The organism is Pseudoclavibacter chungangensis, assembly GCF_013410545.1.
GTDB classification, from domain to species: domain Bacteria; phylum Actinomycetota; class Actinomycetes; order Actinomycetales; family Microbacteriaceae; genus Pseudoclavibacter; species Pseudoclavibacter chungangensis.
In genome coordinates, this window is record NZ_JACCFV010000001.1 from 1,075,506 (window position 1) to 1,101,167 (window position 25,662).

Genomic DNA, 25,662 nt, shown 5'->3' on the forward strand with positions numbered 1-25,662 from the left:
CGATCCGGGGTCAAGGCCCTCGGCCGTGGTCAAGGAACACGACACGATGTTGCGCGCGCAGAGTATCGGCGGGAGCCAGAGCACAGTGGTCGATGCGCCGCAGCAGCGTCCGACCAAGTTCAGCTCGGTGGGTGGCGGCGACCTGGTCGATCAGCGCCAGCACCTCGACTCGAATCTGCTCGTCGCCGGTGAAGTCGGTGGCCGCGACGTCTTCCAGAATCCGATGGAACACGTCGTGCCCGACCTCGTCACTGGTATCGACTGGCTCGCGAGGCAACCTCGGCTCACTGATCTGCCAGAAGTCGCCGATGCCGACCATCCATGGTTCGATACGCTCCGGCTCCGCGCGGGCATCCCTATCCGCGAGGTCGAAGTATCGACTGGCTTCCGTGCCGAGTGGTACTCGATCATCGTTCGCAACCCGGTAGGCGTAGTCGACGATCGCGGAGACCGAGCGCAGCTGCCTCCAGAGGAACTCCCAGTCGCGGCGCAGCAGGATGAGCCCATGCTTGTCGGGCTCCCGGTCGGGAATGATGTCATGCGGCGGATCGGGATGATCCAAGATGACCACGGGAACCCAGTCAATGGAGTCGCCTGGCAGCCGCACAGTACGATCACGGAGGTTCGTCAGCGTGAGGTCTGGGTCGTTCAGCGTGGAGCGGATCGTGCCGTGGGCCTGCCGCAAGCCCTCAGCTGCCTTCTTTGTCAGCCAGCTCGCTTCGCGCTGAGCATTGTCGGTAGCGCCCTCCCGTGCCTTTACTTGGAGAGCGATCCCGCGCCCTCCGGTGATGAGGGTGCCATCGCCGATCTCTCGCAGGCCAGAACCTTTCTGCACGACCTTGGGACGGAACACGAAGTCCGGCAGCCCGAGGGCGGCGGCCGCCTCGAGCGATGCCCACTCGACTCCGATGCCGACTTCGACCGATGGTTCAGGTGGGGAGGCCTCGGGAATCTCGCGGCCGAAAACGACGTCCCCGTCCAAACGAAGCAGCGTGTACGTGCCGTCGTCTCCGCGATAGCTCGCCAGATTCAGGTCCGATTGTGCGAGACCTTCGCGGACCTCCGATTCCTGGCCAGGGTCGTCAAACTGCACCGGTAACCAGACGCTCGTGCTTCTGGCCGGCGCGATGTCGTCAAGGCGACCGAACTGCTGGATGAACGTCGGAGTGCTGACGGAACGTTCGAGGCCCTCAAGCAGGCGGCGGGCGATGGCAAGCAGTCCGCTGGTGCGTTTGTTCAAAGTGTCATCGAGGTCAATCGGCCAAGGTGGCGCGTTGAGCACGGCGTCGAGAGCGACGTTCGGACGTATCCGCGTATCGGCCACAGCGCCTGATGGTGTGACACGAAACCGGGCCAGGAGCTTGCCCTCTGACAACAGTCCGCTCGGCTCCACCGATACAGAGTCGATGCTCGCGCCGTCGGGTACCTGGAGTTCCGGGGAAGAGTTCGTAGCCCATGCGGATACGAGCTGCCCATCCGTCTCGACAACAGCGAGAGCTTCCGCGAGGTGGGCCATCACGCGGCCGATGTAGTCGCGATTCCCGTCGCCTCCCTGATACGGCTGCAGCTCGTGCAAGACACGAACCTGATCCGGACGAAGTCCAAGGAGGTGTCCTTGCGGCACAAGCGCGTCGAACTCCTGTCGGGTTTCACACAGAGGCATCCGGTGAAGGGCAGGATCAATGGGCACCAGCGAAGCGCAGACAGTCTCGGCTGCCGCCACGATCGCGGCATCCATCGCAGCCTTGACTGAGGTCAGGAAGATCCGCACCTGGGTCTGCAGCTCACGCATGATGTCGGCGCGCGAGTCTGCGACTGCCCACAGCTCACCGGACCCATCCGGGGCAGTACGCACCTTTACATCGAAGGGACCGCTATCGAGGAAGCCGTTCCATCCATCTGACAGCCTACGGCGCGCCTCAACCGCGGACCGCAGATGAACGCGCGCGGGCTCGAAGGATTCGAGCTGCGATGATTCGTCCTCAGCGGCCATACCTGAAGTCTGCCTGAACCCACTGACATGCCGACGCAGCACCGCGGTGATGAGAGCAAGGTAATCGGGCTCTGCGCATTCTGGGTGGGGTGAGGCGCTCGGGCGTGGCGTGACGGGGTGAGGTGGGTCGAGGCCCGGAGGATCGGTAGCGACCAAGCAACCTGTTCGTCCGGAGACCTCGACCCGTGCCTGATGCTACGCGCTGCGCCGCCGCGCGCCCATGTTCTGCTGTCTACTGTGATCGCTGCGACCTGCTCGTCGGACTCGACGGGCTCCGGGTGGCCGGGGTCGAGCGTCGCGGCGATGGCGTGCTCGTGATCGATGCCGAGTCGCCGCCGGGTCCGGTCGGCTGCCCTGAGTGCGGAGTGGTCGCGGAGTCGGCGGGACGGAAGGTGCTCGTTCTGACGGACGCCCCGATGGGCGGGACTCCGGTTCGGGTCCGGTGGCGCAAGCGCCGCTGGCGGTGTCGCCAGGACGGGTGCGGGGTGCGCTCATTCACGGAGCAGAACCCGGCCGTCGCGGCGGCCAACAAAGCGCTGACGGCTCGCGCGGTGGCGTGGGCGGTGGCGCAGATGCGCCGCGAGAACGCGTCAGTGCGCGGTGTCGCTCGGCAGCTGCGCGTCGCGTGGCGCACGGTCTGGACGCACGTGGAGGCCGAGTTGCAGCGCCGCGAGCAGGACCCTGGCCGGTTCGATGGCGTAGAAGTGCTCGGCGTGGACGAGCACCTGTGGCATCACGTGTCCACGAAGCCCGTCGCCGACGGCGGGCGCGGTCCGAAGGAGCTGACCGGGATGGTCGACCTGACCCGAGACGCCACGGGACGCGTGCGGGCGCGACTGCTGGACCTGGTGCCAGGTCGATCCTCGAAGGCGTACGCAGACTGGATCAAGGAGCGGGACGAACAGTTCCGTGCCGGGGTGAAGATCGCAGCTCTTGACCCGTTCGCCGGCTACAAGAAGGCCCTCGACGACGAACTCGACGACGCGACCGCGGTGCTGGACGCGTTCCACGTCGTCAAGCTCGGCACCGCCGCGGTTGATGACGTCCGTCGCCGCGTCCAGCAAGACACCCTCGGCCATCGCGGCTGCAAGGGAGATCCGCTCTACGGGATCCGCAACATCCTCCGCGCCGGACGGGAGCGCCTCACCGACAGGCAGCGGTCCCGGCTCGACGCGGCGTTCGCGACGAGGGAGGAGCACGTTGAAGTTGAAGTCGCCTGGCACGCCGCCCAGCAGCTCCGCGACGCCTACCGGCACCCCAACCTGGTCGAAGGGCACAAGATCGCCGAGAAGGTTCTCGAATCGTTCCCGTCCTGCCCGATCCCCGAAATCGCCCGCCTCGGCCGCACCCTCACCCAGTGGCGAGCCGCGTTCCTGGCCTACTGGGCGACAGGACGCTCATCCAACGGCGGCACCGAGGCCGTGAATGGGCTCATCGAACTCGCCCGCCGGATCGCCCGCGGCTTCACCAACTACGACAACTACCGGCTCCGCATGCTCCTGATCGCCGGCGGACTTGACCCCCTCACCCCCACCTAGAATGCGCAGAGCCGGTAATCGAACGAGGCAGCGGCACCCGCTTCCAGCGATAATACGGATATGACACAAGACCAACGCGACAAGATCAGTGCGGAGCTTGCGCGTCAGTGGTGGAAGACGCTGATGGCCAACACTGTAGCGCTCGTCGAAGACGCCGCTGTGCTCGCCGAACACCAGAGCCCAGGGCGCGCGCAGGCTCTCGTAGTTCTCGCGATGGAAGAACTGGCAAAGGCACGCTGGTTGTACGAAGTGGCAGAGTACGAGTGGACCGCGCCACTAGGCCTGTATGGGATGAAACCGCGTCCAGCGGGATCTATCATCGTGCCCGAGGGGCTCCGAACCACACGTCGACCTCATGCTCAGAAGATCCAAGTCGCCGAACAGTTCGCGTCCGGCCTCGCCGGATTCTGGGACTCTTCCCGGAGACACGAGTACTACAGCCTTCCCGACCTGGAGACGTTCGAGGCGACGGCGAGACAACGCAACCTCGACAAGCAGGCAGGGTTCTACGTCGATCGCTCTGGCACGTCGATCACGTCACCGCTACATGTTCCCTCAGGCGAAGTCGAAGCCGATATCCAACGCGCTGCCCAGGTCATTCAGATGCACCTGATCGAAGACCACACGCGTCAGCAAGATGCTCCCGACTCGTCGATGATCGACTCAGCAGAAGATCTGCACTGGGCGATCATGCCCTACGCCCAACCCGACGAGTTCGCAGCATTCGTCGCGCGAGCATCCGGTGACACCGCTACGTGACGCGATCGAAGATCGCAGATTCGTGACTCCGACGCGACTCAGTCATCATGCGGCACGACACCTCGTGGAACTAACGGGGCACGGAGCTTTGCGCCTCGATCGAGAAGAGCCCGACGTACCGTGGACCCGGCGACTCCGAGCGTGCTACCGACCTCGACCAGCGTCATTCCTCCCTCGTAAAGTGGCTCATCGCAATCGAGGGTGTAGTGGCGGGTAGCGCGTCGTTACCCGGGTAGGGGTCGAGGTCTTCCGACGATGGAGGTTCCTACGCCTTCCAGCCGAAAGACCTCGACGTGCTCCACGCTACCTTTGTCCCTGCTGACCTGTCCGCGTTCTGTGGTCTCGATGAACTCGGGCTTGTCGCGATGCGGCAGGTGATCGAGCCGGATCGGGCGGTCATCGAGTGCCGGGTGATCGAGCCAGACGACTGGTGCTCCCGCTGCGGGGCCGAGGGCATCCCGCGCGGGAGCGTGGTTCGGAGGCTTGCGCATGTGCCGTTCGGGATGCGTCCGACCACGCTCCTGGTGCGGGTGCGCCGCTACCGGTGCTCGGGCTGCGGTCGCCTCTGGCGGCAGGACCTGACGATGGCGGCCGAGCCCAGATCGAAGCTGTCGCGTGGCGCGCTGGCCTGGGCGCTGACCGCGCTCGTGGTCGACCACCTCACCGTCGCGCGGGTCGCGGATAATCTCGGCGTCGGCTGGCACACCGCGAACACCGCGGTCCTTGCCGAGGGCCGCCGTCGCCTCATCGATGACCCGACCCGGCTCGATGGCGTCACGGTGATCGGTGTCGATGAGCACGCTTGGCGACACACCCGGCTCGGTGATCGGTTCGTGACCGTGGTCATCGACCTGACGCCGGTGCGCGACGGGACGGGCCCATCGCGGCTGCTGGACATGGTCGAAGGTCGTTCGAAAGCCGTGTTCGCTGCCTGGCTGGCGCAGCAGTCGCCAGGCTTCCGCGCCGGGATCGAGGTGGTCGCGATGGACGGGTTCTCCGGGTTCAAGACCGCCGCAGCCGAAGAGCTCCCCGACGCCATCCCGGTGATGGACCCGTTCCACGTCGTCCGGCTCGCCGGCGACGCGCTCGACCGGACGAGGCAGCGTGTTCAGCAGGACACGCTCGGGCACCGTGGTCATGCCGGTGACCCGCTCTACGGCGTTCGGCGCACCCTCCACACCGGCGCAAGCTTCCTCACCGAGAAGCAGACCGCACGGCTCGACGCGGTGTTCGCCATCGAGGAGCACGTCGAAGTCGAAGCGAGCTGGGGCATCTACCAACGCATCGTCGCTGCCTACCGCGAACCCGATAAGACCAAGGGGAAGGAGATGATGCGGCAGGTGATCGATGCTGTCAGCAGCGGCGTCCCGGCCGCTCTCACAGAGATCCGCCGCCTCGGCCGGACATTGAAACAGCGCGCCACCGACGTGCTCGCGTTCTTCGCCCGACCCGGCACCAGCAACGGCCCGACCGAGGCGATCAACGGCCGCCTCGAACATCTCCGCGGCTCCGCCCTGGGCTTCCGGAACCTCACCAACTACATCGCCCGGAGCCTACTCGAGACCGGCGGCTTCAGACCGCTGCTACACCCTCGATTGCGATGAGCCCGTAAAGTTCTGTCGCTCGCTGCGCGGATGTCTCGTCCAGACCAGCTCGACGCAACCTCACGTCCGCACGCTTCAATGCCCGGCTAACCGTCATGCGGTGGACACCGAACTCGTCGGCGACCTCGCGCAAGGTTGCCCCCGCCTCGTACCGCTCGATCATCCGAACCACCGTCGCCTGTCGGGGCGATGTTCTGCGCATCCCAGCTGAGGCCACCACCGGCCCCCGATTGTCCGAGATGACCTTGATCGAAGCACCTTGACGCCACCGTAGGCGACCCGCAGACCAGCGAGAAACCAGTGTTTTCCCGGCCGGGGTGATGTTCTGCGACTGTCGCGTTAGGTGCACGCATCGAGCGGTGTCGAGGTCGTTGTCCGAGTGGTCGGGGCGAGGACCACGACACCGCTCTTCTCGTCGCGAAGGTGCGTCACGTGAGGTCGCGCACGTCCGTCTGGCCTCGTCGGCGACCGCGATCGCGACGGTCCACCGAGCCGGACCACGTCGGTGACGGGCTATGGTGACACCAGTGACACGGGGTGCCGAGCGGATCGGCTGAGAACACACCCGTCGAACCTGAACCAGTTCGTACTGGCGGAGGGATTGTCCGGATCGTTCGTGGCCGTCCCCGTCGCGGCGCTGCCGCGGTCGGGTGCGTGCGTGACGGTCGGTGGTGCTTCCGCCGCATCCGGAAGGCAGACGACCCATGACCGAATCCACCGCACACGCCACGGCGCTTCCCCTCGACGAGCAGATCGTGCTCGTCACGGGCGGTGCGCGCGGCCTCGGCCGCGCGATCTCCCAGGCGTTCCTCGACGCGGGCGCGTGCGTCTTGGTCGACTACCACGCGAGCCGCGACGAGGCGGAGGCGCTCGCGGCGGCCCACCCGGAACGCGCCGTCGCCGTCCGCGGCGACGTGCGGGACCGGGCCGAGGTCGAGGCGCTGTTCGCCGCGGGGGAATCCGCGTTCGGCGGTCCCGTGACGACGGTCATCAACAACGCGCTCGTCGACTTCTCGTTCGACGGGGACGGCCGCGCGAAGGCCGACGAGATCGCCTACGGTGCATTCGCCGCGCAGTTCGCCGGCTCCGTGGAGGGCGCCCTCAACACCGTGCAGTCGGCGCTGTCCGGCTTCGAGCGGGCGGGGTCCGGCCGGATCGTCAACATCGGCACGAATCTCTTCCAGAACCCCGTCGTGCCGTATCACGACTACACCGCTGCCAAGGCGGCGCTCCTGTCGCTCACGCGCACGTTCGCATCGGATCTCGGGCCGCGCGGCATCACGGTCAACATGGTCAGCGGCGGGCTGCTGCGGACGACCGACGCGAGCGCCGCGACCCCCGCGGCCGTGTTCGATGCGATCGCGGCGAGCACGCCGCTGCGCCGCGTCACGACGCCGACCGAGTTCGCCGATGCCGTCCTCTTCTTCGCGTCACCGTGGTCCCGCGCGGTGACGGGCCAGAACCTCGTCGTGGACGGTGGGCTCGTGGCCGACTGAGGACGCGGGGTGTCGATCGGCGGATGTGCGGACCGCGTCGCGGACGCCCACGGTTCAGTGGGCGTGCAGCCGACGGGCTCGAGAAGCTCGGAACTTGACCCGACGATGAGCCATGAATCCCGTCACGCCGCGACCGACACGGATGTCGAGGCCGTTGCGGAGATGCTCGCCGATGCGATGCGATGCGATGCGATGCGATGCGATGCGATGCGATGCGATGCGATGCGATGCGATGCGATGCGATGCGGACGCCGTCATCGGTGAGGCCGTGGGCGGCACCGCGGGCGAGGGCCGCGGACGGGTGTCGGCTCGGCACTCATCGAGTCGCGACCCGAACGGCTCGACGCGCCGGTCGGTCGGGCGGCGGCATACCTCGAGGCGTCGACCGAGCGGAGTGCCCGGCTCTACGCGCGCCACGGGTTCGAGCGCACCGGTGTGGTGCCCGGTTTCGACACGCCGGACCTGCCGATCGCCATGTGGCGCGACGGGACGAGCTCGCTCCGGACCCCGGCGACGTCCTGAGACCACCTGGCCGCACCGAGCGAGGATGTGCCCGTGCGGCGGCGGCCCGGGCGTGCGTATGCTGGCCGAAGTGACACGGGGTGCCGTCGCGAACGGCTGAGAACAGACCCGTCGAACCTGATCCAGTTCGTACTGGCGAAGGGAATGTCCGGGCATCGTCGTCGGACCCGTCGCGGCGGAGCCGCACGCGGCCGGACGAGACCTCGGGCGGACCTCGCCACTCGCCGAGAGGACCACGGCCCATGACGACGACCGACGCACGCCGCACGATCCGACTGGGCTTGTTCGCATTCGGCTGCGGGCACCATTCCGCGGCCTGGCGGGCGCCCGATTCGAGCGTGGAACGGCTCGGCGACATCGGCTACTGGACGGAGCTTGCCCGCACCGCCGAGCGGGGCGGCCTGGACGCGTTCTTCCTCGCCGACGGCCAGGCGCTCGGCGTCGGCGCGGTCTCGCGGGGGCCGCTCTGGCTCCTCGAACCGATCACGACCCTCGCGGCGATCGCGGCCGCGACCGAACGGATCGGACTCATCACGACGGTATCGAGCACGTTCTGGGATCCGTTCCACGCGGCCCGCCAGCTCGCCGGCCTCGACCACGTCTCACACGGTCGGGCCGGGATCAACGTCGTCACGTCGATGACCGACGACGAGGCGCGGAACCACGGCATGGAGCGGCTCCCACCGCATGCGGAGCGCTATGCGCGGGCGGCGGAGTTCGTGGAGGTGCTGCGCGGCCTGTGGCGGTCGTGGCCGCGCGACGCGATCCGCGCCGATCGTCACGGCTCGTATGTCGACGCGCACGCGCTGCGTCCGATCGACCATCACGGCGAGGCGTTCGACGTGGCCGGCCCGCTGAACGTCCCGAGCTCGCCGCAGGGACACCCCGTCGTGTTCCAGGCGGGGGCGTCGGAGCAGGGCCGAGACCTCGCCGCCCGCTCCGCGGAAGGGATCTACGCCGTCGCGTGGGACCTCGAACAGGCGCGGGAGTTCCGCGACGACGTCCGTCGCCGAGCGAGCGCGTTCGGCCGCGACCCCGACGGCATCGCCGTGATGCCGGGACTCGTGACGCACGTCGCGTCGACGGAGCGGGAGGCGCGCGAGCGGCGTCGTGCCCTCGACGAGCTGCTGCCCGTCGAGGACAGCCTCCGCCAACTGGCGTTCTTCGTCGGCCGGGACACGAGCGAGTGGGACCTCGACGCGCCCGTTCCCGAACTCGCACCGCTCTCGTCCTTCGAGGGGCCGAAGGGACGCTACGCGACCGTGCTCAGGATCGTGGCGACCCGGAACCCCACGGTCCGTGAACTCCTCGGCGTCCTCGCGGCCGGCGGGGGACACGCGACCTTCATCGGGACGCCCGAGCAGGTGGCGGACGAGATCGAACGCTGGGTCGACGCGGGTGGTGCGGACGGATTCAATCTCATGCCGCCGACCCTGCCCGGCGGCATCGAGGAGTTCGTCGAGCACGTCGTCCCGATCCTGCGCCGACGCGGTCGTCGCCCGCTCGCCGAGGACGCCGGGGCGACGACGCTGCGCGAACGGCTCGGGCTCCCCGCGCCGCGCTGACGGTCGGTCGGGCGCGGAACGCCCGCCGACGCGTCAGCGTGCCGGTCGTCTCGCACCGAGCGCGACGCCGCGCAGCCGGTCCTCGTTCGCGGCGAACAGGCGACGCATCGCGAGCACGCGTCGCCGTGCATCGGCGTCGCGCAGCACGTTCCGGAGGATGCGCAGCGTGCCGACGAGCCCCTCGTCGGCCAGGTTCCGCCGCATCTGCAGGAGCGCCATCGGCTCGCTGCCCGTCCACTCGACGACGAGCCCGGCGCCTTCCAGCAGCGCGCGCCACTCCGCGACCGTGAGCGGCCGGGCGTTGACCTTGATCGTGCGGGCGAGGTCCCGCTGGAGGGCGCTCGTGACGTCCGGATCGAGGTCGTCCGGATGCAGGCCGAGCTCGTGGATCGCGTAGCGACCGCCCGGCCGGAGCAGCCGAACGGCCTCCGAGACGATCGCGTGCTTGCCGCGCTCGGACTGCATCGTGAGCATCGCCTCGCCGATCACGAGATCCGCGCTTGCGGCCGGGAGCCCCGTCTCGGCCGCATCGGCCTCGACGACGCGCCCCGCGTCGCCGACGGCGCGCGCCGTCAGGCGCACCGCGTCCGGATCACGTTCCACACCCGTGTACGAGCCCGGATGCGCGGCGATGACGTCGATCGCGGTCCGGCCGAGCCCCGGCGCGAGCTCGACGACGTCCGCCCCCGCGATGTCGGCGTGCGCGAGCAGGCGGCGCGTGAGCCGGAGCCCGCCGGGGCGGAGGACCCGCTTCCCGAGCCGCGCGAGGAGCCAGTGTCCCGGCGTGTTCGCCGCCGCGCGTTCCTCGAACGGCACCCTCGTCTCGTCGGTCATCGCTCCGCTCCCGTTCGCGTCGTGTCGGCGATCGTCCCGCTCGCGGGCGCCTCGTGCCGGACCGTGAGGAGGAACACGCTGTCCTCGATCGCACGCACGGCGTGCCGCTCCGGCGGGATGCCGATGAGCGTGCCGGCCACGAGGTCCCACTCCCGTCCGTCGCCGACGAGCACGACCCGGCCGCGCAGCATCTGCAGCGTCGCCTCCGGCGGGCTCTCGTGCTCGCCGAGCGCCGTCCCGTCGAGCAGGGCGAGCACCGTCTGTCGCAGCAGCTCGCCCGCGTGAACCGATCGGGCGGCCCGTCGTGCAGGGGCCGAGCGTGCCGCGTCGAGCAGCTCGGTGCCGAGTGCAGCGAGGTCGACGGGGGACACATCGGGGCTCGTCATGCCCCGAATCTATGCGCGCGCGTCGGGTCGCGCCGTTGCCTGGGCAACGCGACGCCGATCAGCGCGCGTAGTGCGCGATGAGGCGAGCCCGGTCGCGCACGCCGTGCTTGCGCAGCACGCTCGTGACGACGTTCTTCACGCTGCCCGTCGAGAGGAACAGGCGCTGCGCGATCTCGCGGTTGGAGAGTCCCTCGAGCAGGGCGTCGAGCACCTCGCGCTCGCGCTCGGTGAGATCAGGGGCTGTCGTCGGCCCGCCCCGGGGTGAGGCGAGGACTCGAGCGACGAGGAGTTCGGCGGGGACCGAACCGAGCACCGTCCCGCCCCCGTGCACGCGCCGGACCGCGTCGCCGATGTCGCCCGGTGATGCGTCCTTCAGGAGGTATCCCTTCGCGCCCGCGCCGAGCGCCCGGAGCAGCAGCTCCTCGTCGTCGAACGTCGTGAGCACGATGCACGGCACTCGCGGATGGGGCTCACGCAGACGCTCGATGAGCTCCGGTCCGTCGAGTCCCGGCATGCGCGCGTCGACGAGTGCGACGTCGACGACCACGGATCGGAGCACGTCGAGGGCGCCGAGGCCGTCGGCCGCGTCGGCGACGACCCGCAGATCGTCGGTCGTCCCGAGCATGACGCGGAGGGCATCGCGGATGAGCGGCTGGTCGTCGACGACGAGGACGCGGATCATCCGGCACGCCCCGTCGCGTCGATGTCGTGGGACGGGACGTGCACGCGGAGGGTCGTGCCGGGCCGATCCGGGGAACCGGGCGTGAGGGTCATGGTGCCGCCGAGCGCGACGGCCCGCTCGCGCAGGGCCGAGAGACCGAATCCCTCGACGACCTCGTGCGCGGGCACGCCGTCGTCCACCACGAGCAACTCGGTCGCCGTTCCGTCGACCCGCACGGCGACGGACACCCGCTTCGCGCCCGCATGGCGCACCGCGTTCGCGACCCCCTCCTGCGCGGCCCGGTACAGGGTGAGCGCCGCCTCGGCCGCGAGCTCGTCTGCCGGTCCCTCGACGTCGAGGCGGACGTCGATGCCCCCGGAGGAGGAGGTGAGGGCTCGGAGCGCGCCGACGAGTCCGCGCTCGTCGAGCGACGTCGGCCGAAGGGCGCGCACCCACAGGCGCGTCTCGCTGAGCGCACGCTCGACGCTCGATCGAGCGCCCTCGATCTGCGTCCACGCGCCCTCCTCGTCGCCGCCGCGCAGCAACGACGCGTTACCGAGCGACATCGTCGCGACCGTGAGGTGGTGGCCGACCGAGTCGTGCATCTCGCGGCTCATCCGCGCGCGTTCCTCGGCGAGCGTGAGCTTGCGGATGCGTGCGGCGAGCGCGAGCGCCTCGTCGCGTTCCCCCTCCGCGCGCGCGGCCGTCGCCCCGAGCGCGACGGCGAGTCCGCCGCCCGCGGTCATGAGCAGGCCCGTGCCGAGCACGGTGCCCGGCTCCCCGTCGAACACGAGCCACTGCGTCACCGAAAGGAGGAGGACGACCCCACCGACCGCGAGGGTCGTGACACGGGGGCCGATCACGAACGACAGGTTCGCGAAACCGAGCAATGGGACGAACAGGTGCATACCGGCCGAGGCGGTCAGACCGAGCGCGAGCGCGACGAGCACGAACAGGATCGCGAGTGCCACGCCGACGACCGGTCGGCGCCGGTCCCAGCGCAGCACGAACCACAGCCCCACGACCGCGAGCAGATTCAGGGCGCCGAGCCACGGTGGCGGCAGCAGCGACCAGGCGGACTGCACGAGGAAGTCGATGACCGCCGGGGCCAGCGTGAGCGCGAAGGCGAGGTCGATGTACTGCGGGTGCGCGCGTCCGAGCGGTCGATGCGACATAGAGCGAATGTACGTCGGGGCGCTCGCGGCGGACCGAGGTCGTGACCTTGGTCATGCGGATGCGTGCCGTTCGGGACGCGCGGTGCGAGGCGGTGTCGACGGACGATCGAGGGACGGTGCTCGACCGGCGAAACGGAGGAACGACATGTCGGACCACGGGACATCTCACACGGATGCGGCGCGGGCGCACTCGGTGCCGCTCGCGGGCCCCGCCGGGCGGCCGCGGCCGGCTCCCGGCCACGACGCCGCCACGACGGACCTCGCGACACGACGGGTGCGCTTCTGGCGGCATCCCGTGACCGTCGCGGTCTCGAGCGTCCTCACGCTCGTCGTCATGATCCCCGCGGGCATGCTCGCGCAGTTCCTGCTCGCGCCGCTCGCGGGGGACGACCTCACCCCGGTCACGGCGTCGTTCCTCGCATTCGGCATCGCCGTGCCGATGTGCGCGACAGCGATCCTCGTCGTGTTCCTGCTCCGCCGGCTCGCCCGCCTGCCGTTCCGCACCATCGGGATCCTGCCCGTCTCCCGGCTGTGGCTCGTCGTGCCCGCGGCGCTCGCGGCGTTCGCGATCGTCGCCGCGTCGGCGCTCGTCGGCCAGGTCCTCGCGGGTGGGGCGTGGGGATTCACGGCGCCCGAGACCGTCGGCCCCGGCGAGCTCACGCTGCTCCTCGTGCTGAGCTGTGTGTACGCGCTGTGCAGCCAGGCGTTCCCCGAGGAGCTCGTCTTCCGCGGACACCTCATGAGTGCGCTGCGTGGCCGCATGCCGGCGTGGGGCGTCATCGTCCTCAGCTCGCTCCTGTTCGGAGTGCTGCACCTCGTCTCGCAGTCGAGCGCCGAGGGCGCCTGGGAGCGGTCGCTCTACGCGCTCGCGGCGGGGGCCTTCGGATTCGCGGCGGCCGCGTTCTTCCACGTCACGGGGTCGGTCTGGGGGAGCGTCGGGATCCACTGGGGTCTGCACATCGGCCTGCGGCTCGTGCCCTTCGAGGCGAACGACGACGGCACCGTGCTCCTGAGCCAGATCCTCGGCTTCGTCCTCGTCGGTGTCGCGGTGCTCCGCCTCGGACGGAGACGTGAACGGGGCGCCGTGCGTGCGACGTCCGGCGCACCCATTGAAAACTAACGGCGCTCATTTAGGATCGGACCGTCCGCCGATTCCCGGCCGCACCCCACCGATCCGATGGGTCGTGCCCTATGTTCGGGAGACGCGGAACCATCGCATCGATTCAAGGAGGATTCATGACGAGCTACGAGGTCGTCAACCCGGCCACCGGCGAGACGGGGGAGACCTTCCCCACCGCATCGGCCGCGGACGTCGAGCAGGCCGTCGCGGGCGCGTTCGCCGCGTACACGAACTGGTCGCGCGCCACGACCGTCGCCGAACGTGCCGCGCTCATCGGGGCGGTCGCGCAACTGCACCGCGACCGCATCGACGAGCTCTCCGAGATCATCGTCCGCGAGATGGGCAAGCCCATCGACCAGGCCCGCGGTGAGGTCGAGTTCTCGGCCGACATCTACCAGTACTACGCCGACAACGCCGAGACGTTCCTCGCCGACCAGAAGATCGACGCGCTCGGTGGCGGGTTCGCGATCATCCGCAAGGACCCGCTCGGGCCGCTGCTCGGCATCATGCCGTGGAACTTCCCCTACTACCAGGTGGCGCGCTTCGCGGGGCCGAACGTCATCCTCGGCAACCCCATCGTCCTCAAGCACGCGGAACAGTGCCCGGAGTCGGCGCTCGCGATCCAGCGCATCTTCGACGACGCGGGTGCGGCGGAGGGCGTGTACACGAACCTGTTCGCCTCGCACGAGCAGATCGCCGAGATCATCGCGGACCCGCGCGTGCGCGGCGTCTCGCTCACGGGCTCGGAGCGCGCGGGCGCCGCGGTCGCGGAGATCGCGGGTCGCAACCTCAAGAAGGTCGTGCTCGAGCTCGGCGGCTCCGACCCGTTCATCGTGCTGTCCACCTCCGACCTCGACGACACGGTCGAGAAGGCCGTCGCCGGCCGGCTCGAGAACAGCGGCCAGGCGTGCAACGGCTCGAAGCGGCTCATCGTGCTCGACGAGTACTACGACGCGTTCGTCGAGAAGTTCACGGCCGCGATGCAGGCGCTCACGGTCGCGACCGACCCGACGCAGGAGGGCGGCGACCTCGGCCCGCTCTCGAGCGAGAAGGCGGCGGTCACGCTCGAGAAGCAGCTCGCGAGCGCGGTCGAGGGTGGTGCGACGCTCGTCGGCGGTGAGCGCGACGGCGCGTTCATCACGCCCGGTGTGCTCACGGGCGTCTCGCCCGACAACCCCGTCTTCCGGCAGGAACTGTTCGGTCCCGTCGCGCAGGTGTACCGGGTCGCGTCGGTCGACGAGGCGATCGAGCTCGCGAACGACACGCCCTACGGGCTCGGCTCGGTCGTCATCTCCGAGGACCACGGTGCCGCGCTCGCGGTCGCGGAGCGGCTCGAGGCCGGCATGGTCTACGTCAACCAGGTCGGCGGCGACTCGGCGGAGCTCCCGTTCGGTGGCGTCAAGAACTCCGGCTCCGGTCGTGAGCTCGGCTCGCTCGGTATCGACGAGTTCGTGAACAAGAAGCTCATCCGCATCGCCGACGCGCCCCAGGAGGCGTGAGCGGCACCACACCGGTCGGCCGGCCGGTGCGGTGAGCGACGAGGACGGCCCCGATCCACTCGGATCGGGGCCGTCCTCGTCGTGTCCGCGCGCTCAGACGACGCTCGCTGCGCGCGTCCGTTCGACCTCGGCGGCGGCGTCCGCGACGGTGCCACCGGCCGCGGCCGGGCGGCCGCCGTAGGGGTCCTCGTCCGACCAGAGCGTCGTCGGGAACTCGCGACGGAGCACGGGGACGACCTCGCTCGCGAAGCGCGCCAGGATCTCCTGCTGCCGCTCGAGCGGCAGCGTGGTCGGCAGACTCACCGATTGCACGTCGTGCCCGAAGGCGGCGTGGAACGTCCCGATCTTGTCGATCACCTGCTGCGGTGAGCCGACGAGCGCCGGCCCGTCGGCGATCGCGTGATCGATGTCGCGGTACGGGGAGTTGTTGCCCGGGACGTTCGTCGCGGCGCGCAACTTCTCGTAGATCTGCCCGTACTCCGCCTTCGCCTCGGCCGTCGTGTCGGCGACGACGAGCGGCCCGGAACCCGCGCCGACGTAGGCGAAGCGCGGGTCGTGGCCCGCACGCTCGTACGTCTGCCGGTAGTGGTCGACGAGCACGGCGTAGTTCGGCAGGGGCTGGATCGCGTTCGCCGTGAAGAGCGGGTCTCCCCAGCGTCCCGCGAGACGCGCCGAGGTCAGTGTCGTCGCCGAGCCGTGCCACACGCGCGGGGCTCCGGCGTAGGGCCGCGGCAGGGTCGTCGTGCCGGTCTGGGCACGCGTGTACGGCGTCGCCGCCCAGTCCACGTCCTCCTCGCGCCACAGGCGACGCAGCAGTTCGTACTTGTCGGCGAGCAGCTCCCACTGCTCCTCGATGTCGAGCCCGAAGTGCGGGTACTGGCGGGTCTCGTTGCCCTTGCCGATCGTGATCTCGAGGCGGCCGCGCGAGAGCTGATCGAGCGTCGCGTAGTCCTCCGCGATGCGCACGGGGTCGTGCAGGGGGAGCACCGTGACGCCCGTCTGGAGTCGCACACGCGAGGTCACCGCGGCGATCGCACCGAGCAGCACGGTCGGCGACGACGACAGGAACGCACCCGCGTGGCGTTCGCCGATCGAGACGGCGTCGAGCCCGAGCGCCTCGGCGAGTCGCGCGTTGTCGACGGCCTGCGCGAACCGGTCGGCCGGGCTGACGAGCCGGCCCGACACGGGATTCGTGCGGTAGGGGATGATGTCGAGCAGCTGGACCCTCACGAGGCGGCCCGCAGCCGCTCGACGGGCGTCTTCTCGCCGGCCTCGATCGCGACCGGCAGCCGGTTCTCGGCGGGCGGCAGGGGACACGTCGCGTGATCGGTGTACGCGCACGGGAGGTTCACGGCGCGGTTGAAGTCGAGCACGACGCCGCCGTCGGCGTCCGGGGACGCGATCGACAGCGACCGGTTCGCGGCGTACGTCGTGACGCCGCTCGTCTCGTCGGTGAACAGCGCGAGGTAGCCGCCTCCGTGGCCGCCGAAGACCGTGAGTCGCAGCGGCTCGCCGCGCAGCTCGAACTCCACCACGCCCGGTGCATCGTACACGTGCTCGAGCCCGGGCGCGGCGGAACCGACCGTGACGGGTCGCGGCTCGTCGAACGGCACGAAGCGGCCGTGCGCCACCCAGCGGGGATTCGGGACGTAGGTCGGCGTGCCCGTGTAGTCGCGCAGGAGCGGTGTCCCCGGGTGCCGCGGCCGGACGATGTCGTGGCCACCGCGCTTCGCGAGCTCGACGACCGTGTCGCCCGAGCGCAGGAGCAGCCCGTCGCGCTCCGCGATGGGGCCGAACTCGTGGCGGCCGGAGAGCGTGACGCCGTCGAGTTCGAGCGGTTCGTCGTCCGCGTCGAGTTCGACGACGGGGCCGGCCTCGCTCGTGGACCACAGGCCGGGCACGCCCTCGACGCGCCGCGGTTCGGCATCGAGGAACTCGATCGTCGTGACGGCGAGGAAGCCGTGCGGGTCGGCGCGCCTGCGCTCGTGTTCGTCGTGCCACTCGCCCCAGGCGAGGGCGAAGGCCGCGCCGTCGGTGGGGGCGGTCGTCGTTTCGGTCATCGGGTCGGCTCCTCGATTCGTTCGGGTGTCGGGCGGCCGGGGGCGGGATCCGGCACGTCGGGATGGGGGAGGCCCAGCAGCTCGCGCAGCGTGGCGCGTTCCGGGTAGGCCTCGGGGTAGGCGCCGCGCTCCTGCAGGATCGGCACCACGCGGTCGGTGAACTCGTCGAGCCCGTCGGGTGAGCGGGTACCGACGAGCGTGAACCCGTCGCTCGCACCCGCCGCGACGTGCTCGATCATGCGCTCCGCGACGGTCTGCGGCGTCCCGACGAAGCGCGGCCGCGCCGAGACCGCGATGACGAGTTCGCGGATGCTGAGGTTCTCGTTCGCGGCGCGCTCGCGCCAGGCGGCGACGACGGGGGCGGGGTCCTTCACGTGTCGGACCCGGCCGCGCGTCACGTTCACGTTCTCGACGTCGGGCTCGATGTCCGGCAGCGGCCCGTCGGGGTCGTACGCGGACAGGTCCCGACCCCACACCTGCTCGAGGAAGGAGATCGCCGTCTGCGGCGACACCTGCCCGAGCGCGTCGAGGCGCGCCTGCTCGTCGGCCTCCTCCGCCGTGTCGCCGAGCGCGAACGTGACGGCGGGGAGGATACGGAGCGAATCACGCGAGCGGCTGCGTGCGGCGAGCCGCGCGGTGAGGTCCTCCGAGAACGCGATGCCCTCGTCGCGCTCCCCGTGGCGCGAGAAGATGACCTCGGCCCGTGAGGCGGCGAGGTCGCGGCCGTCGGCCGAGTCGCCCGCCTGCACGACGACGGGGAAGGCCTGCGGGCTGCGCGGCACCGATGAGCGACCGTGGATGTCGAACTGGGTTCCCGAGAACGCGAACTCGCCGCTCCCCGCGGCCGCGAACTCGCCCGTGGTGCGGTCGGCGACGGGCTGGTCCGCGGCCCACGACCCCCACACGACGCGCGCCGCGTCGATGAACTCGCCCGCGCGCACGTACCGGTCGGCGGGGTCGAGGAATCCGCCCCGTCGGAAGTTCGCGCCGTGGAACGCGTCGGGGGAGGTGACGACGTTCCAGCCGGCCCGACCGTCGGACAGGTGGTCGAGTGTCGCGAGCTGGCGTGCGAGCTCGTACGGCTCGTTGAACGTCGCAGAGAGCGTGCTGACGAGTCCGATGTGTTCGGTCACGCCCGCGAGCGCCGCGAGCACGGCGAGCGTCGCGGGTCGCCCGGCGACGTCGAGGTCGTGGATGCGGCCGCGGTGCTCGCGCAGACGCAGCCCCTCGGCGAGGAAGAGGTAGTCGAACACGCCGCGCTCGGCGGTGCGGGCGAAGTGCTCGAACGCCGCGAACTCGATCTGGCTGCCGTGGCGTGGGTCGGACCAGATGGTCGTGTTGTTGACGCCCGGGAAGTGGGCGGCGAGGTGGACGCGTGGCGTCGTGCGGTCGGTCATGCGGACACCCTGTTCGTTGCGTATCGATTGGCGGGACGTTCGAGGCCGAGTCGGTCGCGCAGCGTGCCCGGGCGCTCGTCGGAGCGGTCGCCGACGAGCGCGGGTCCGACGGTCTCGGCGATGGCCGCGAGGTCGCCGGGGAGGCGCGCGGGCCGGAACCGGACGCCGTCGAAGCCGAGCGCGGTCCATGACCGCACGAGGTCGACGAGCTCGTCCGGCGTCCCCGCGAACACGAGGGCGTCGGATGCGAGCGGCGTGCCGTCGAGTTCGTCGAGGCGTGCGAGCTCGGCCGCCGCTCGGCCCGGTCGCTCGTCGAGCAGGACCACGAGATCGGCGAGACGGCGCAGCGGTGCGAGTCCCCGCGCGGGGCGGTCGGCGCGTTCCGCGAGTTCGCCGAGCTCCGCGAGGATTCCGATCGCGTCGGCCTCGTCGTGCGGCGTCGTGTAGACGAGATCGGCGTGCTCGGCCGTGAACGCGAAGGGCACGCTCGCGTGGGCGAGCGCCGCGACGAGCGGCTGCGCCTGCGGTGAGCGCGGCACGATCGATGCGCCCTCGACGGCGAACGTGTCGCCCTCGAAGTTCGCGTTGTGGATGCGGTCGCGGTCGAGGAACCGGCCGGTCGGTGCGTCGCGGATGATCGCGTCGTCCTCCCAGCTGTCCCAGAGTCGTCGGGACACCTCGACGACGTCGCCGGCCTCGTCGAACAGGGCCGTCACGCGACGGGCCGTCTCGGGGTCGTCCGCCTCGTACGGGAGGGGGATCGCGACGTCCCGGCGGCCCGTGAGGGACCGCTCGGAGGCGCTCGGGGAGACGCGCACCTGCCAACCGGCACGTCCGAGGCTCGCGAAGTCGAGCGTCTGCAGTGCGGTCGCGACGTGGAACGGCTCGGTGTGCGTGACGGTGACGGTCGGCACGAGACCGATCCTGCTCGTGGAGGGTGCGACCGCCGAGGCGACGAGCAGCGCGTCGAGTCGCGCCGTGACGTGTCGCTGTGTTTCCGCGTCGTCACGGTGCGGTGCGCCGAACGAGTCCTCGAAGGTCACGAGGTCCGCCCCGGCCCGCTCGGCGTCGGCCACGAGCGAGCGCCAATACCGGATCGAGGTGAGCTCACGCGGCTCGGCGCCGTCCGCCCGCCATGCGGCGGGGTGCCAGCCGGCGCCGTCGAGGGCGACGGCCAGGATCGGGGGACGGTCTCGGCCGTCGGCCTCGTCGGGTTTCGTCATGCCGCAACGCTCCGCCCGGGGCCCGTCCGACCGCAAACGCGTCGCGTCACAATTGCGCCGCCGATGTCGCGGAGCTTCACACGGCGTCACACGGAATGCAGCCCGCCCGCGCGAGCGTTGTGTGGCCGCGACCCGGTGCCCGTGACGTCACATGACGAGCACGGCTATCGACTCGTCGAGCGCACTCGTTACCGTGACATGGTCGCCGGCCGGGCGACCGCGAAGGGAGCCGCATGTCGGATTGCGCGATCAGACTCGTCGATCGGGACCCCGCGAGGGGCGCCAGATGCGTCGCGGTCGTCGGCGGCGGTCCGCGCGGCGTCGGCTGGATCGAGCGATTCGCGGCGAGCTCGCCGGAACTCGGCACGGGGCCGGTCGTCATCCACCTCATCGATCCGTTCCCGGCAGGGGCCGGCCGCATCTGGCGCGATGACCAATCGGCGCTCCTCAAGATGAACTCCCTCGCGGCCGACGTGACGATGTTCACCGACGAGACATCGACGATCGACGGGCCGATCGCCCCGGGCCCGAGCCTCGCCGAGTGGGCCGCGGACGTCCGCGACGGGCGCATCACCGACGTCTACATCGACCCGGCGACCGAGCCCGCGCTCGCGGCCGAGCTCGCCGGGCTCGGCCCGGGATCGTTCGCGACGCGACGCCTGCAGGCGCAGTACCTCGACTGGTTCGCGCGTCGGGCCATCGCGAAGCTCCCCGCCGGCTCCCGCGTCCGCCACCACGTCGCGACCGCGACCTCGGTCACCGACCAGGACAACGGCACGCAGCGCATCGAGATGTCGACGGGCGAGGTGATCACGGTCGACCTCGTCGTCTACGCGCTCGGCCACTCGGGGCGCACACCGACCGAGCGTGAGCGCAGCCTCGAGTCCTTCGCGCGCGACACCGGCGCGAGCTACGTGCCGCCCAGCTACACCGCCGACGCCGACTTCGGCGAACTCCAGCCGGGCGAGCCCGTCATCGTGCGCGGCATGGGGCTCGCCGCGATCGACCTCATGGTGCTGCTGTACGAGGGCCGCGGTGGCCGCTTCGACGAGCAGGCGGACGGGACGCTGCGCTACACACCCTCCGGCCAGGAGCCCCACCTGTGGTTCGGCTCGCGTCGTGGTGTGCCGTACCACGCGAAGGTCACCGTGCCGATGCTCGCGGGGCCCGTCACGCCGCGCTACTTCTCGCGCGAGATCGCGAGCACGCTCGTCGCCGACCGCCCCCGCCTCGACTTCCGCGTGCACGTGCTCCCGCTCGTCCACAAGGAGCTCTTGCACGGCTACTACCACGAGCTGTTCGCGGCGCACCCCGAGCGCGTCCGCGGGACGTGGGCGTCGTTCGTCGAGCGGCTCGATGTCGTCGACGCGCGCAGCGTCGAGGCGGCCGAGCTCATCGCCGAGTTCGTCCCCGACGAGCGCGACCGCTTCGAGATCGACCGTGCCCACCACCCGCTCGCGGGGCGCACGTTCGACGACGTCGAATCCCTCCAGGACGCCCTGCGCGCGTACATCGCCGACGACCTCGATCGGCGCGAGCGCCCCAAGCACAGCGAGTCGGCCGCCCTGTTCACCTCGCTCCTGCACGCCTACTTCGCCGTCGCGGAGATCGCCGACGCGCCGAACTGGACCGCGCGATCGGTCGCGCAGGACCTGCGCGGATCGTGGGGCCTGTACTTCAGCAGCATCGCGTCGGGCCCGCCCGGACATCGGCTGCGCGAGCTGCACGCGCTCTCGGCGGCGGGCGTCCTCGGGTTCCTCGGCGGCGGTGTCGACGTGACGACCGACCGCGAGACGGGCGAGTTCGTCGCCCGCGGGGCGAATCTCGCGGCGCCCGTGCGCGCACGGGCGCTCGTCGACGCGTGGCTGCCGGATCTCGACGCCGAGCACAGCGACGATCCCGCACTCCGTGATCTCGTCGTCTCGGGCGCGGGGCGGCTGCACGTGCACGACGACGGCGCCGAACGCGCCGCGACGGGACGCATCGAGGTGCGCCCCGAGGACTCGCGCGTGGTCCGCGCCGACGGCTCGCCGCACGCGCGCCGCTTCGCGATCGGCCCGTCGACGTCCGCGCCGTTCGTCGGGGCGTTCTCGCGCCCCAGGACGAACGCGCTCTCGTTCCGAGAGAACGACGTCGTCGCACGCGCCGTCCTCGACGAGCTCGCCGTGCTGCGCGGACTCGCGGGCCCGAGCGCGCCCGATCCCGCGCGCGAGCCCGTGAGCGGGTTCGACGGCGTCGTCGTGCTCACGTGAGCGCGACGCGCCCGGGCCCGTCGTCGACATCGGATCGTGAAACAATGCCGCGGTGCAACGGCAAGTCGAATCCCAGCTCCACCTGACCCTCGCGAGCCCCGCCACGATCGTCTTCTCGGTCGCCGCGCACCACCTCTCGCCGATCACCTCCGAGGAGCTCACCGTCGTCGGCGACGGGGAGCCGCTCGAGCTCACCGAGATCGTGGACCGGGCGGAGTGCCGCCTGCACCGCCTCGAGACCTCCGCGAAGACGATCGACCTGAGCTACCGCGCGACGATCGACGGCTACGCCGAGCCGAACCGGCCCGAACCGATCGACCGGATCCTCTACACGCGGCCGTCCCGGTACTGCGAGTCCGATGCGCTCGGCCCGTCGGCCCAGGCGCTCTTCGGCGGCCTCACGGGCTTCGAACTGCTCGACGCCGTCGTCGACTGGACCGCCGGCCACCTCCGCTACGTGCCGGGCGCGAGCCTCCCGACCGACGGCGCGCGCGAGACCTACCTGAAGCGGCAGGGCGTCTGCCGCGACTTCGCGCACCTCGTCATCGCGATGCTGCGGGCGCGGGACATGCCGGCCAGGCTCGTGTCGGTCTACGCGCCCGGCCTGCGCCCGATGGACTTCCACGCCGTGGCCGAGGCGTACGTCGACGGCGCCTGGTTCGTCGTCGACGCGACCAGGCTCGCGCCGCGTGCGCTCATGCAGCGCATCGCCACGGGGCGTGACGCGTCGGACACCGCGTTCCTCAGCAACACGCTCTCCAATCTGCGGCTCAGGTCGATGTCGGTCGACGCGACGGCCTCGGAGACCGTGGAGGAGGACCCGACGGCGCACGTCCAGCTTCGCTGACGGCGCAGTCGGCGAGCGACGACGCTCGGTCCGCACGGCGATCCGCCCCCGCGCGGGCGCCTAGGATGGGGCGCTGTGACCGCTGACCTCTCCACCCCACTCGCCGCCGCCGTCCGTTCCGCCCTCGACGCGCGAGAGGGGGGCGCCGAGATCGACGTGACCGCGGCCGACCTCGTGCTCGACCGCCCGAGGAACCGGGAACACGGCGACTGGGCGTCGAACGTCGCGATGCGGCTCGCGAAGCGCGTGGGCACGAACCCGCGCGAGCTCGCGACCGACATCGCCGAGCGCCTCGCGCAGGACCCTGGCATCGCGCGCGCCGAGGTCGCGGGACCCGGCTTCATCAACATCACGCTCGACGTCGCGTCCGCCGGCGAACTCGCCCGCACGATCGTCGAGGCGGGTGACGCATACGGCCGCGGCGACGCCCTGCAGGGCCGTCGGATCAACCTCGAGTTCGTCTCCGCGAATCCCACGGGCCCGCTCCACATGGGCGGCGTGCGCTGGGCGGCCGTCGGCGACAGCCTCGCCCGCGTCCTGGAGGCCGCGGGGGCCGACGTCACGCGCGAGTACTACTTCAACGACCACGGCGCCCAGATCGACCGGTTCGCCCGCTCCCTGCTCGCCGCCTACCTCGGCGAGCCCACGCCGGAGGACGGCTACGGCGGTGCATACATCGGCGAGATCGCCGCCCAGGTCGCCGCGAACACGAGCGAGGACCTCGCGGCCCTCGATCGCGACGCGCAACAGGAGGTCTTCCGCCACGACGGCGTCGAGCTCATGTTCGGCGAGATCAAGGCGAAGCTCCACGAGTTCGGCGTCGACTTCGACGTGTTCTTCCACGAGGACACCGTGCACACCTCCGGTGCGGTCTCGCGCGCCATCGAGCGGCTCCGCGACGAGGGCCACGTCTTCGAGGCCGACGGCGCGACGTGGCTACGCACGACGACGTTCGGTGACGACAAGGACCGTGTCATCGTGCGCTCGGACGGCGAACCGACGTACATGTCGGGCGACATCGGCTACTACCTCGACAAGCGCGAGCGCGGCTTCGAGGAGAACCTCATCATGCTCGGCGCCGATCACCACGGCTACATCGGTCGCATGATGGCGATGGTCGCCGCGTTCGGGGACGAACCGAACGTGAACCTGCAACTGCTCATCGGGCAGATGGTCAACCTCGTGCGGGACGGCGAGCCCGTCCGCATGTCGAAGCGCGCCGGCAACATCGTCACCCTCGACGACCTCGTCGAGGCCGTGGGCGTCGATGCCGGGCGCTATGCGCTCGTCCGCTCGAGCGTGAACACGACCCTCGACATCGACCTCGACCTGCTCGCCTCGCGGACGAACGACAATCCCGTCTACTCGGTGCAGTACGCGCACGCGCGCACCCGCGCGGTCGACCGCAACGCCGCCACGGCGGGCGTCGACCGGTCGACCTTCGACCCATCGCTCCTCGACCACGAGACCGAGGCGGCCCTCCTCGGAGCGCTCCGCGAGTATCCTCGTGTCGTCGCGCAGGCGGCGGAACTGCGCGAACCGCACCGCGTCGCACGCTTCCTGGAGGAGCTCGCCGGCCTCTACAATCGCTGGTACGACGCCCGCCGTGTGATCCCTCGGGCCGATGAGGAGGTTGCCGACGTGCACCGTACCCGCCTCCAGCTCAACGACGCGGCCGGCCAGGTGCTGCGCAACGGCCTCGGCCTGCTCGGCGTGCACGCGCCCGAACGGATGTAGGGATGACCGCACGCGCTCCAGGGACCGGCGAGATCGTCGCCGCTCCGAATCCGGCGCCGGACGGCGCAGGCGACGAGAAGGTGACGGCGCGGGACGGGGCGAACGACCCCCGCCCGCCACGGCGCCGCTGGCACCCGCTCGTCAAGCTCGGCGTCGTGCTCGCGTGCATCATCGCGGGCCTCGTCCTCGTCGACGTCGGTGCGCGCCTGTTCGTCCAGTGGCGCATCTCCCAGAGCGTCGAGGAGTCGATGCCGGAGGGCACCTCGGGCGAGGTGCAGACGAGCGTCGGCGGGTTCTCCGCCCTGTGGCAGCTCGCGAACCGTCACTTCGATCACGTCCAATTGCATGCCCCGCAACTCGCGGTGGCGGGAATCACGATCGATGCGACGGTCGATGCCTACGGCGTCTCCGTCGCCGACGGTGTCGGCGTCGAACAGCTCACGGGGTCCGTCACCCTCTCGCAGGACTCCCTCAACGCCCTCGTCCCCGTGCCGGGTGCGACGGGCGGCATCGTGCTCGGCGACGGCGACATCTCGTACGCGACCGCGGTCGACTTCCTCGGCACGAGCTACACGATCGACGTCGCGGCGCAGGTGCACGTGGAGGGGGATCGCCTCATCGTCCAGGCGACGAAGCTCCAGCTCGTCGGCGGCCCCGTGAACTTCGATGCCACGAGCATCCTCCCGAACGCCTCGACGGTCACCGTGCCGATCTGCTCGGCGAGCTACCTGCCGCCGGGGATCCACCTGAGCGGGGTCGAGATCGCGCCGGGCACGTTGACCGTGCGTGTGACGGCTACCACCATCGCCCTCGACGAGCAGACCCTGAGTCAGCGCGGCACCTGCCGCTGAACCCGGCGCGTGAGACCGACGCCGACGCGCCGGAGCCCAGAATCATCCTCCGTGACGACTCCGAGGTCAGCCTGCGCGGGGGTTACAGGAACCGTCACGACGTGAGAATGTCGGTGTCACGAGAGCGGTCACGCAAACCGCTC

At 70.6% G+C, this 25,662-nt stretch carries 21 protein-coding genes and 2 riboswitches; of the genes, 11 read left to right on the forward strand and 10 right to left on the reverse strand.

Features of this window, described 5'->3' with window-relative positions; translation table 11 throughout:
• Positions 1–10: 10 nt before the first annotated feature.
• Entirely contained in the window at positions 11–1,993 is a 1,983-nt protein-coding gene (locus HNR16_RS04810) for a hypothetical protein (protein ID WP_158042200.1), read from the reverse strand.
• A 185-nt stretch (positions 1,994–2,178) separates the two neighbouring features.
• Between HNR16_RS04810 and HNR16_RS04815 the strand changes: the two genes are divergently transcribed.
• The 3 genes from HNR16_RS04815 (at position 2,179) to HNR16_RS04825 (ending at position 5,894) form a co-directional block, all read left to right on the forward strand.
• Positions 2,179–3,531 (forward strand): ISL3 family transposase, encoded by a 1,353-nt coding sequence (locus tag HNR16_RS04815; RefSeq protein WP_179558104.1) that lies wholly within the window; start codon positions 2,179–2,181, stop codon positions 3,529–3,531.
• Between the two features lie 60 nt (positions 3,532–3,591).
• Complete coding sequence (locus HNR16_RS04820; RefSeq protein ID WP_158042222.1) at positions 3,592–4,290, forward strand: AbiV family abortive infection protein; 699 nt, start codon at positions 3,592–3,594, stop codon at positions 4,288–4,290.
• 293 nt (positions 4,291–4,583) lie between these two features.
• Positions 4,584–5,894, forward strand: coding sequence for an ISL3 family transposase (locus tag HNR16_RS04825; protein WP_179558105.1), 1,311 nt, complete (start codon positions 4,584–4,586; stop codon positions 5,892–5,894).
• Here HNR16_RS04825 and HNR16_RS18985 read toward each other — a convergent pair.
• Positions 5,863–6,096: a sigma factor-like helix-turn-helix DNA-binding protein gene (locus tag HNR16_RS18985; protein WP_158040511.1), complete on the reverse strand. Its 234-nt coding sequence runs from the start codon at positions 6,094–6,096 to the stop codon at positions 5,863–5,865. The two genes, HNR16_RS04825 and HNR16_RS18985, sit on opposite strands and share 32 nt — an antisense overlap.
• A gap of 321 nt (positions 6,097–6,417) precedes the next feature.
• Positions 6,418–6,513, forward strand: a riboswitch (TPP riboswitch).
• Between the two features lie 85 nt (positions 6,514–6,598).
• Between HNR16_RS18985 and HNR16_RS04835 the strand changes: the two genes are divergently transcribed.
• Complete coding sequence (locus HNR16_RS04835; RefSeq protein WP_158040510.1) at positions 6,599–7,390, forward strand: 3-oxoacyl-ACP reductase; 792 nt, start codon at positions 6,599–6,601, stop codon at positions 7,388–7,390.
• A 588-nt stretch (positions 7,391–7,978) separates the two neighbouring features.
• A riboswitch (TPP riboswitch) is annotated at positions 7,979–8,074 on the forward strand.
• A gap of 80 nt (positions 8,075–8,154) precedes the next feature.
• On the forward strand, positions 8,155–9,477 hold the full coding sequence (locus tag HNR16_RS04840; protein ID WP_158040509.1) for an LLM class flavin-dependent oxidoreductase: 1,323 nt from the start codon (positions 8,155–8,157) through the stop codon (positions 9,475–9,477).
• Positions 9,478–9,510: 33 nt separating this feature from the next.
• Here HNR16_RS04840 and HNR16_RS04845 read toward each other — a convergent pair whose 3' ends face one another.
• From HNR16_RS04845 to HNR16_RS04860, 4 genes are read right to left on the reverse strand one after another with little or no spacing between them, the layout of a single operon-like run.
• Positions 9,511–10,311: a class I SAM-dependent methyltransferase gene (locus HNR16_RS04845; protein ID WP_158040508.1), complete on the reverse strand. Its 801-nt coding sequence runs from the start codon at positions 10,309–10,311 to the stop codon at positions 9,511–9,513.
• The gene (locus tag HNR16_RS04850; RefSeq protein WP_158040507.1) at positions 10,308–10,697 is read right to left on the reverse strand and encodes a cupin domain-containing protein; all 390 of its coding nucleotides are present in this window, start codon (positions 10,695–10,697) and stop codon (positions 10,308–10,310) included. The genes HNR16_RS04845 and HNR16_RS04850 overlap by 4 nt, the downstream gene beginning before the upstream one ends.
• 58 nt (positions 10,698–10,755) lie before the next feature.
• The gene (locus HNR16_RS04855; protein WP_158040506.1) at positions 10,756–11,379 is read right to left on the reverse strand and encodes a response regulator transcription factor; all 624 of its coding nucleotides are present in this window, start codon (positions 11,377–11,379) and stop codon (positions 10,756–10,758) included.
• A complete protein-coding gene (locus tag HNR16_RS04860) occupies positions 11,376–12,533 on the reverse strand; it encodes a sensor histidine kinase (RefSeq protein ID WP_158040505.1) in 1,158 nt (385 codons plus the stop codon). Before HNR16_RS04860 ends, HNR16_RS04855 begins: the two co-directional genes overlap by 4 nt.
• 145 nt (positions 12,534–12,678) lie before the next feature.
• Here HNR16_RS04860 and HNR16_RS04865 point away from each other — a divergent pair, with 145 nt between their 5' ends.
• Positions 12,679–13,653: a CPBP family intramembrane glutamic endopeptidase gene (locus HNR16_RS04865; protein WP_179558107.1), complete on the forward strand. Its 975-nt coding sequence runs from the start codon at positions 12,679–12,681 to the stop codon at positions 13,651–13,653.
• Between the two features lie 116 nt (positions 13,654–13,769).
• Positions 13,770–15,152, forward strand: a complete 1,383-nt coding sequence (locus HNR16_RS04870) for an NAD-dependent succinate-semialdehyde dehydrogenase (protein ID WP_158040504.1) — start codon at positions 13,770–13,772, stop codon at positions 15,150–15,152.
• A 93-nt stretch (positions 15,153–15,245) separates the two neighbouring features.
• On the opposite strand, the gene HNR16_RS04875 is transcribed toward HNR16_RS04870, so the two are convergent.
• Genes HNR16_RS04875 through HNR16_RS04890 form a run of 4 tightly spaced genes read right to left on the reverse strand, consistent with a single transcriptional unit; the run spans position 15,246 to position 19,832 of the window.
• Complete coding sequence (locus tag HNR16_RS04875; RefSeq protein WP_158040503.1) at positions 15,246–16,382, reverse strand: LLM class flavin-dependent oxidoreductase; 1,137 nt, start codon at positions 16,380–16,382, stop codon at positions 15,246–15,248.
• On the reverse strand, positions 16,379–17,212 hold the full coding sequence (locus HNR16_RS04880) for a DUF1684 domain-containing protein (protein WP_158040502.1): 834 nt from the start codon (positions 17,210–17,212) through the stop codon (positions 16,379–16,381). The genes HNR16_RS04875 and HNR16_RS04880 overlap by 4 nt, the downstream gene beginning before the upstream one ends.
• Entirely contained in the window at positions 17,209–18,609 is a 1,401-nt protein-coding gene (locus tag HNR16_RS04885) for an NtaA/DmoA family FMN-dependent monooxygenase (protein WP_158040501.1), read from the reverse strand. Before HNR16_RS04885 ends, HNR16_RS04880 begins: the two co-directional genes overlap by 4 nt.
• A complete protein-coding gene (locus tag HNR16_RS04890) occupies positions 18,606–19,832 on the reverse strand; it encodes an LLM class flavin-dependent oxidoreductase (protein ID WP_158040500.1) in 1,227 nt (408 codons plus the stop codon). Before HNR16_RS04890 ends, HNR16_RS04885 begins: the two co-directional genes overlap by 4 nt.
• Positions 19,833–20,065: 233 nt before the next feature.
• On the opposite strand from HNR16_RS04890, the gene HNR16_RS04895 reads away from it, so the two are divergent.
• From HNR16_RS04895 to HNR16_RS04910, 4 genes are all read left to right on the forward strand, one after another.
• Positions 20,066–22,084 carry an FAD/NAD(P)-binding protein gene (locus HNR16_RS04895; RefSeq protein ID WP_158040499.1) on the forward strand — a complete coding sequence of 673 codons (2,019 nt, stop codon included), beginning with the start codon at positions 20,066–20,068 and terminating at the stop codon, positions 22,082–22,084.
• A gap of 52 nt (positions 22,085–22,136) precedes the next feature.
• On the forward strand, positions 22,137–22,931 hold the full coding sequence (locus tag HNR16_RS04900) for a transglutaminase-like domain-containing protein (RefSeq protein ID WP_158040498.1): 795 nt from the start codon (positions 22,137–22,139) through the stop codon (positions 22,929–22,931).
• Positions 22,932–23,006: 75 nt separating this feature from the next.
• Positions 23,007–24,668, forward strand: a complete 1,662-nt coding sequence (gene argS / locus HNR16_RS04905; RefSeq protein WP_158040497.1) for an arginine--tRNA ligase — start codon at positions 23,007–23,009, stop codon at positions 24,666–24,668.
• A gap of 2 nt (positions 24,669–24,670) precedes the next feature.
• The gene (locus tag HNR16_RS04910; RefSeq protein ID WP_158040496.1) at positions 24,671–25,519 is read left to right on the forward strand and encodes an LmeA family phospholipid-binding protein; all 849 of its coding nucleotides are present in this window, start codon (positions 24,671–24,673) and stop codon (positions 25,517–25,519) included.
• Positions 25,520–25,662: the final 143 nt, after the last annotated feature.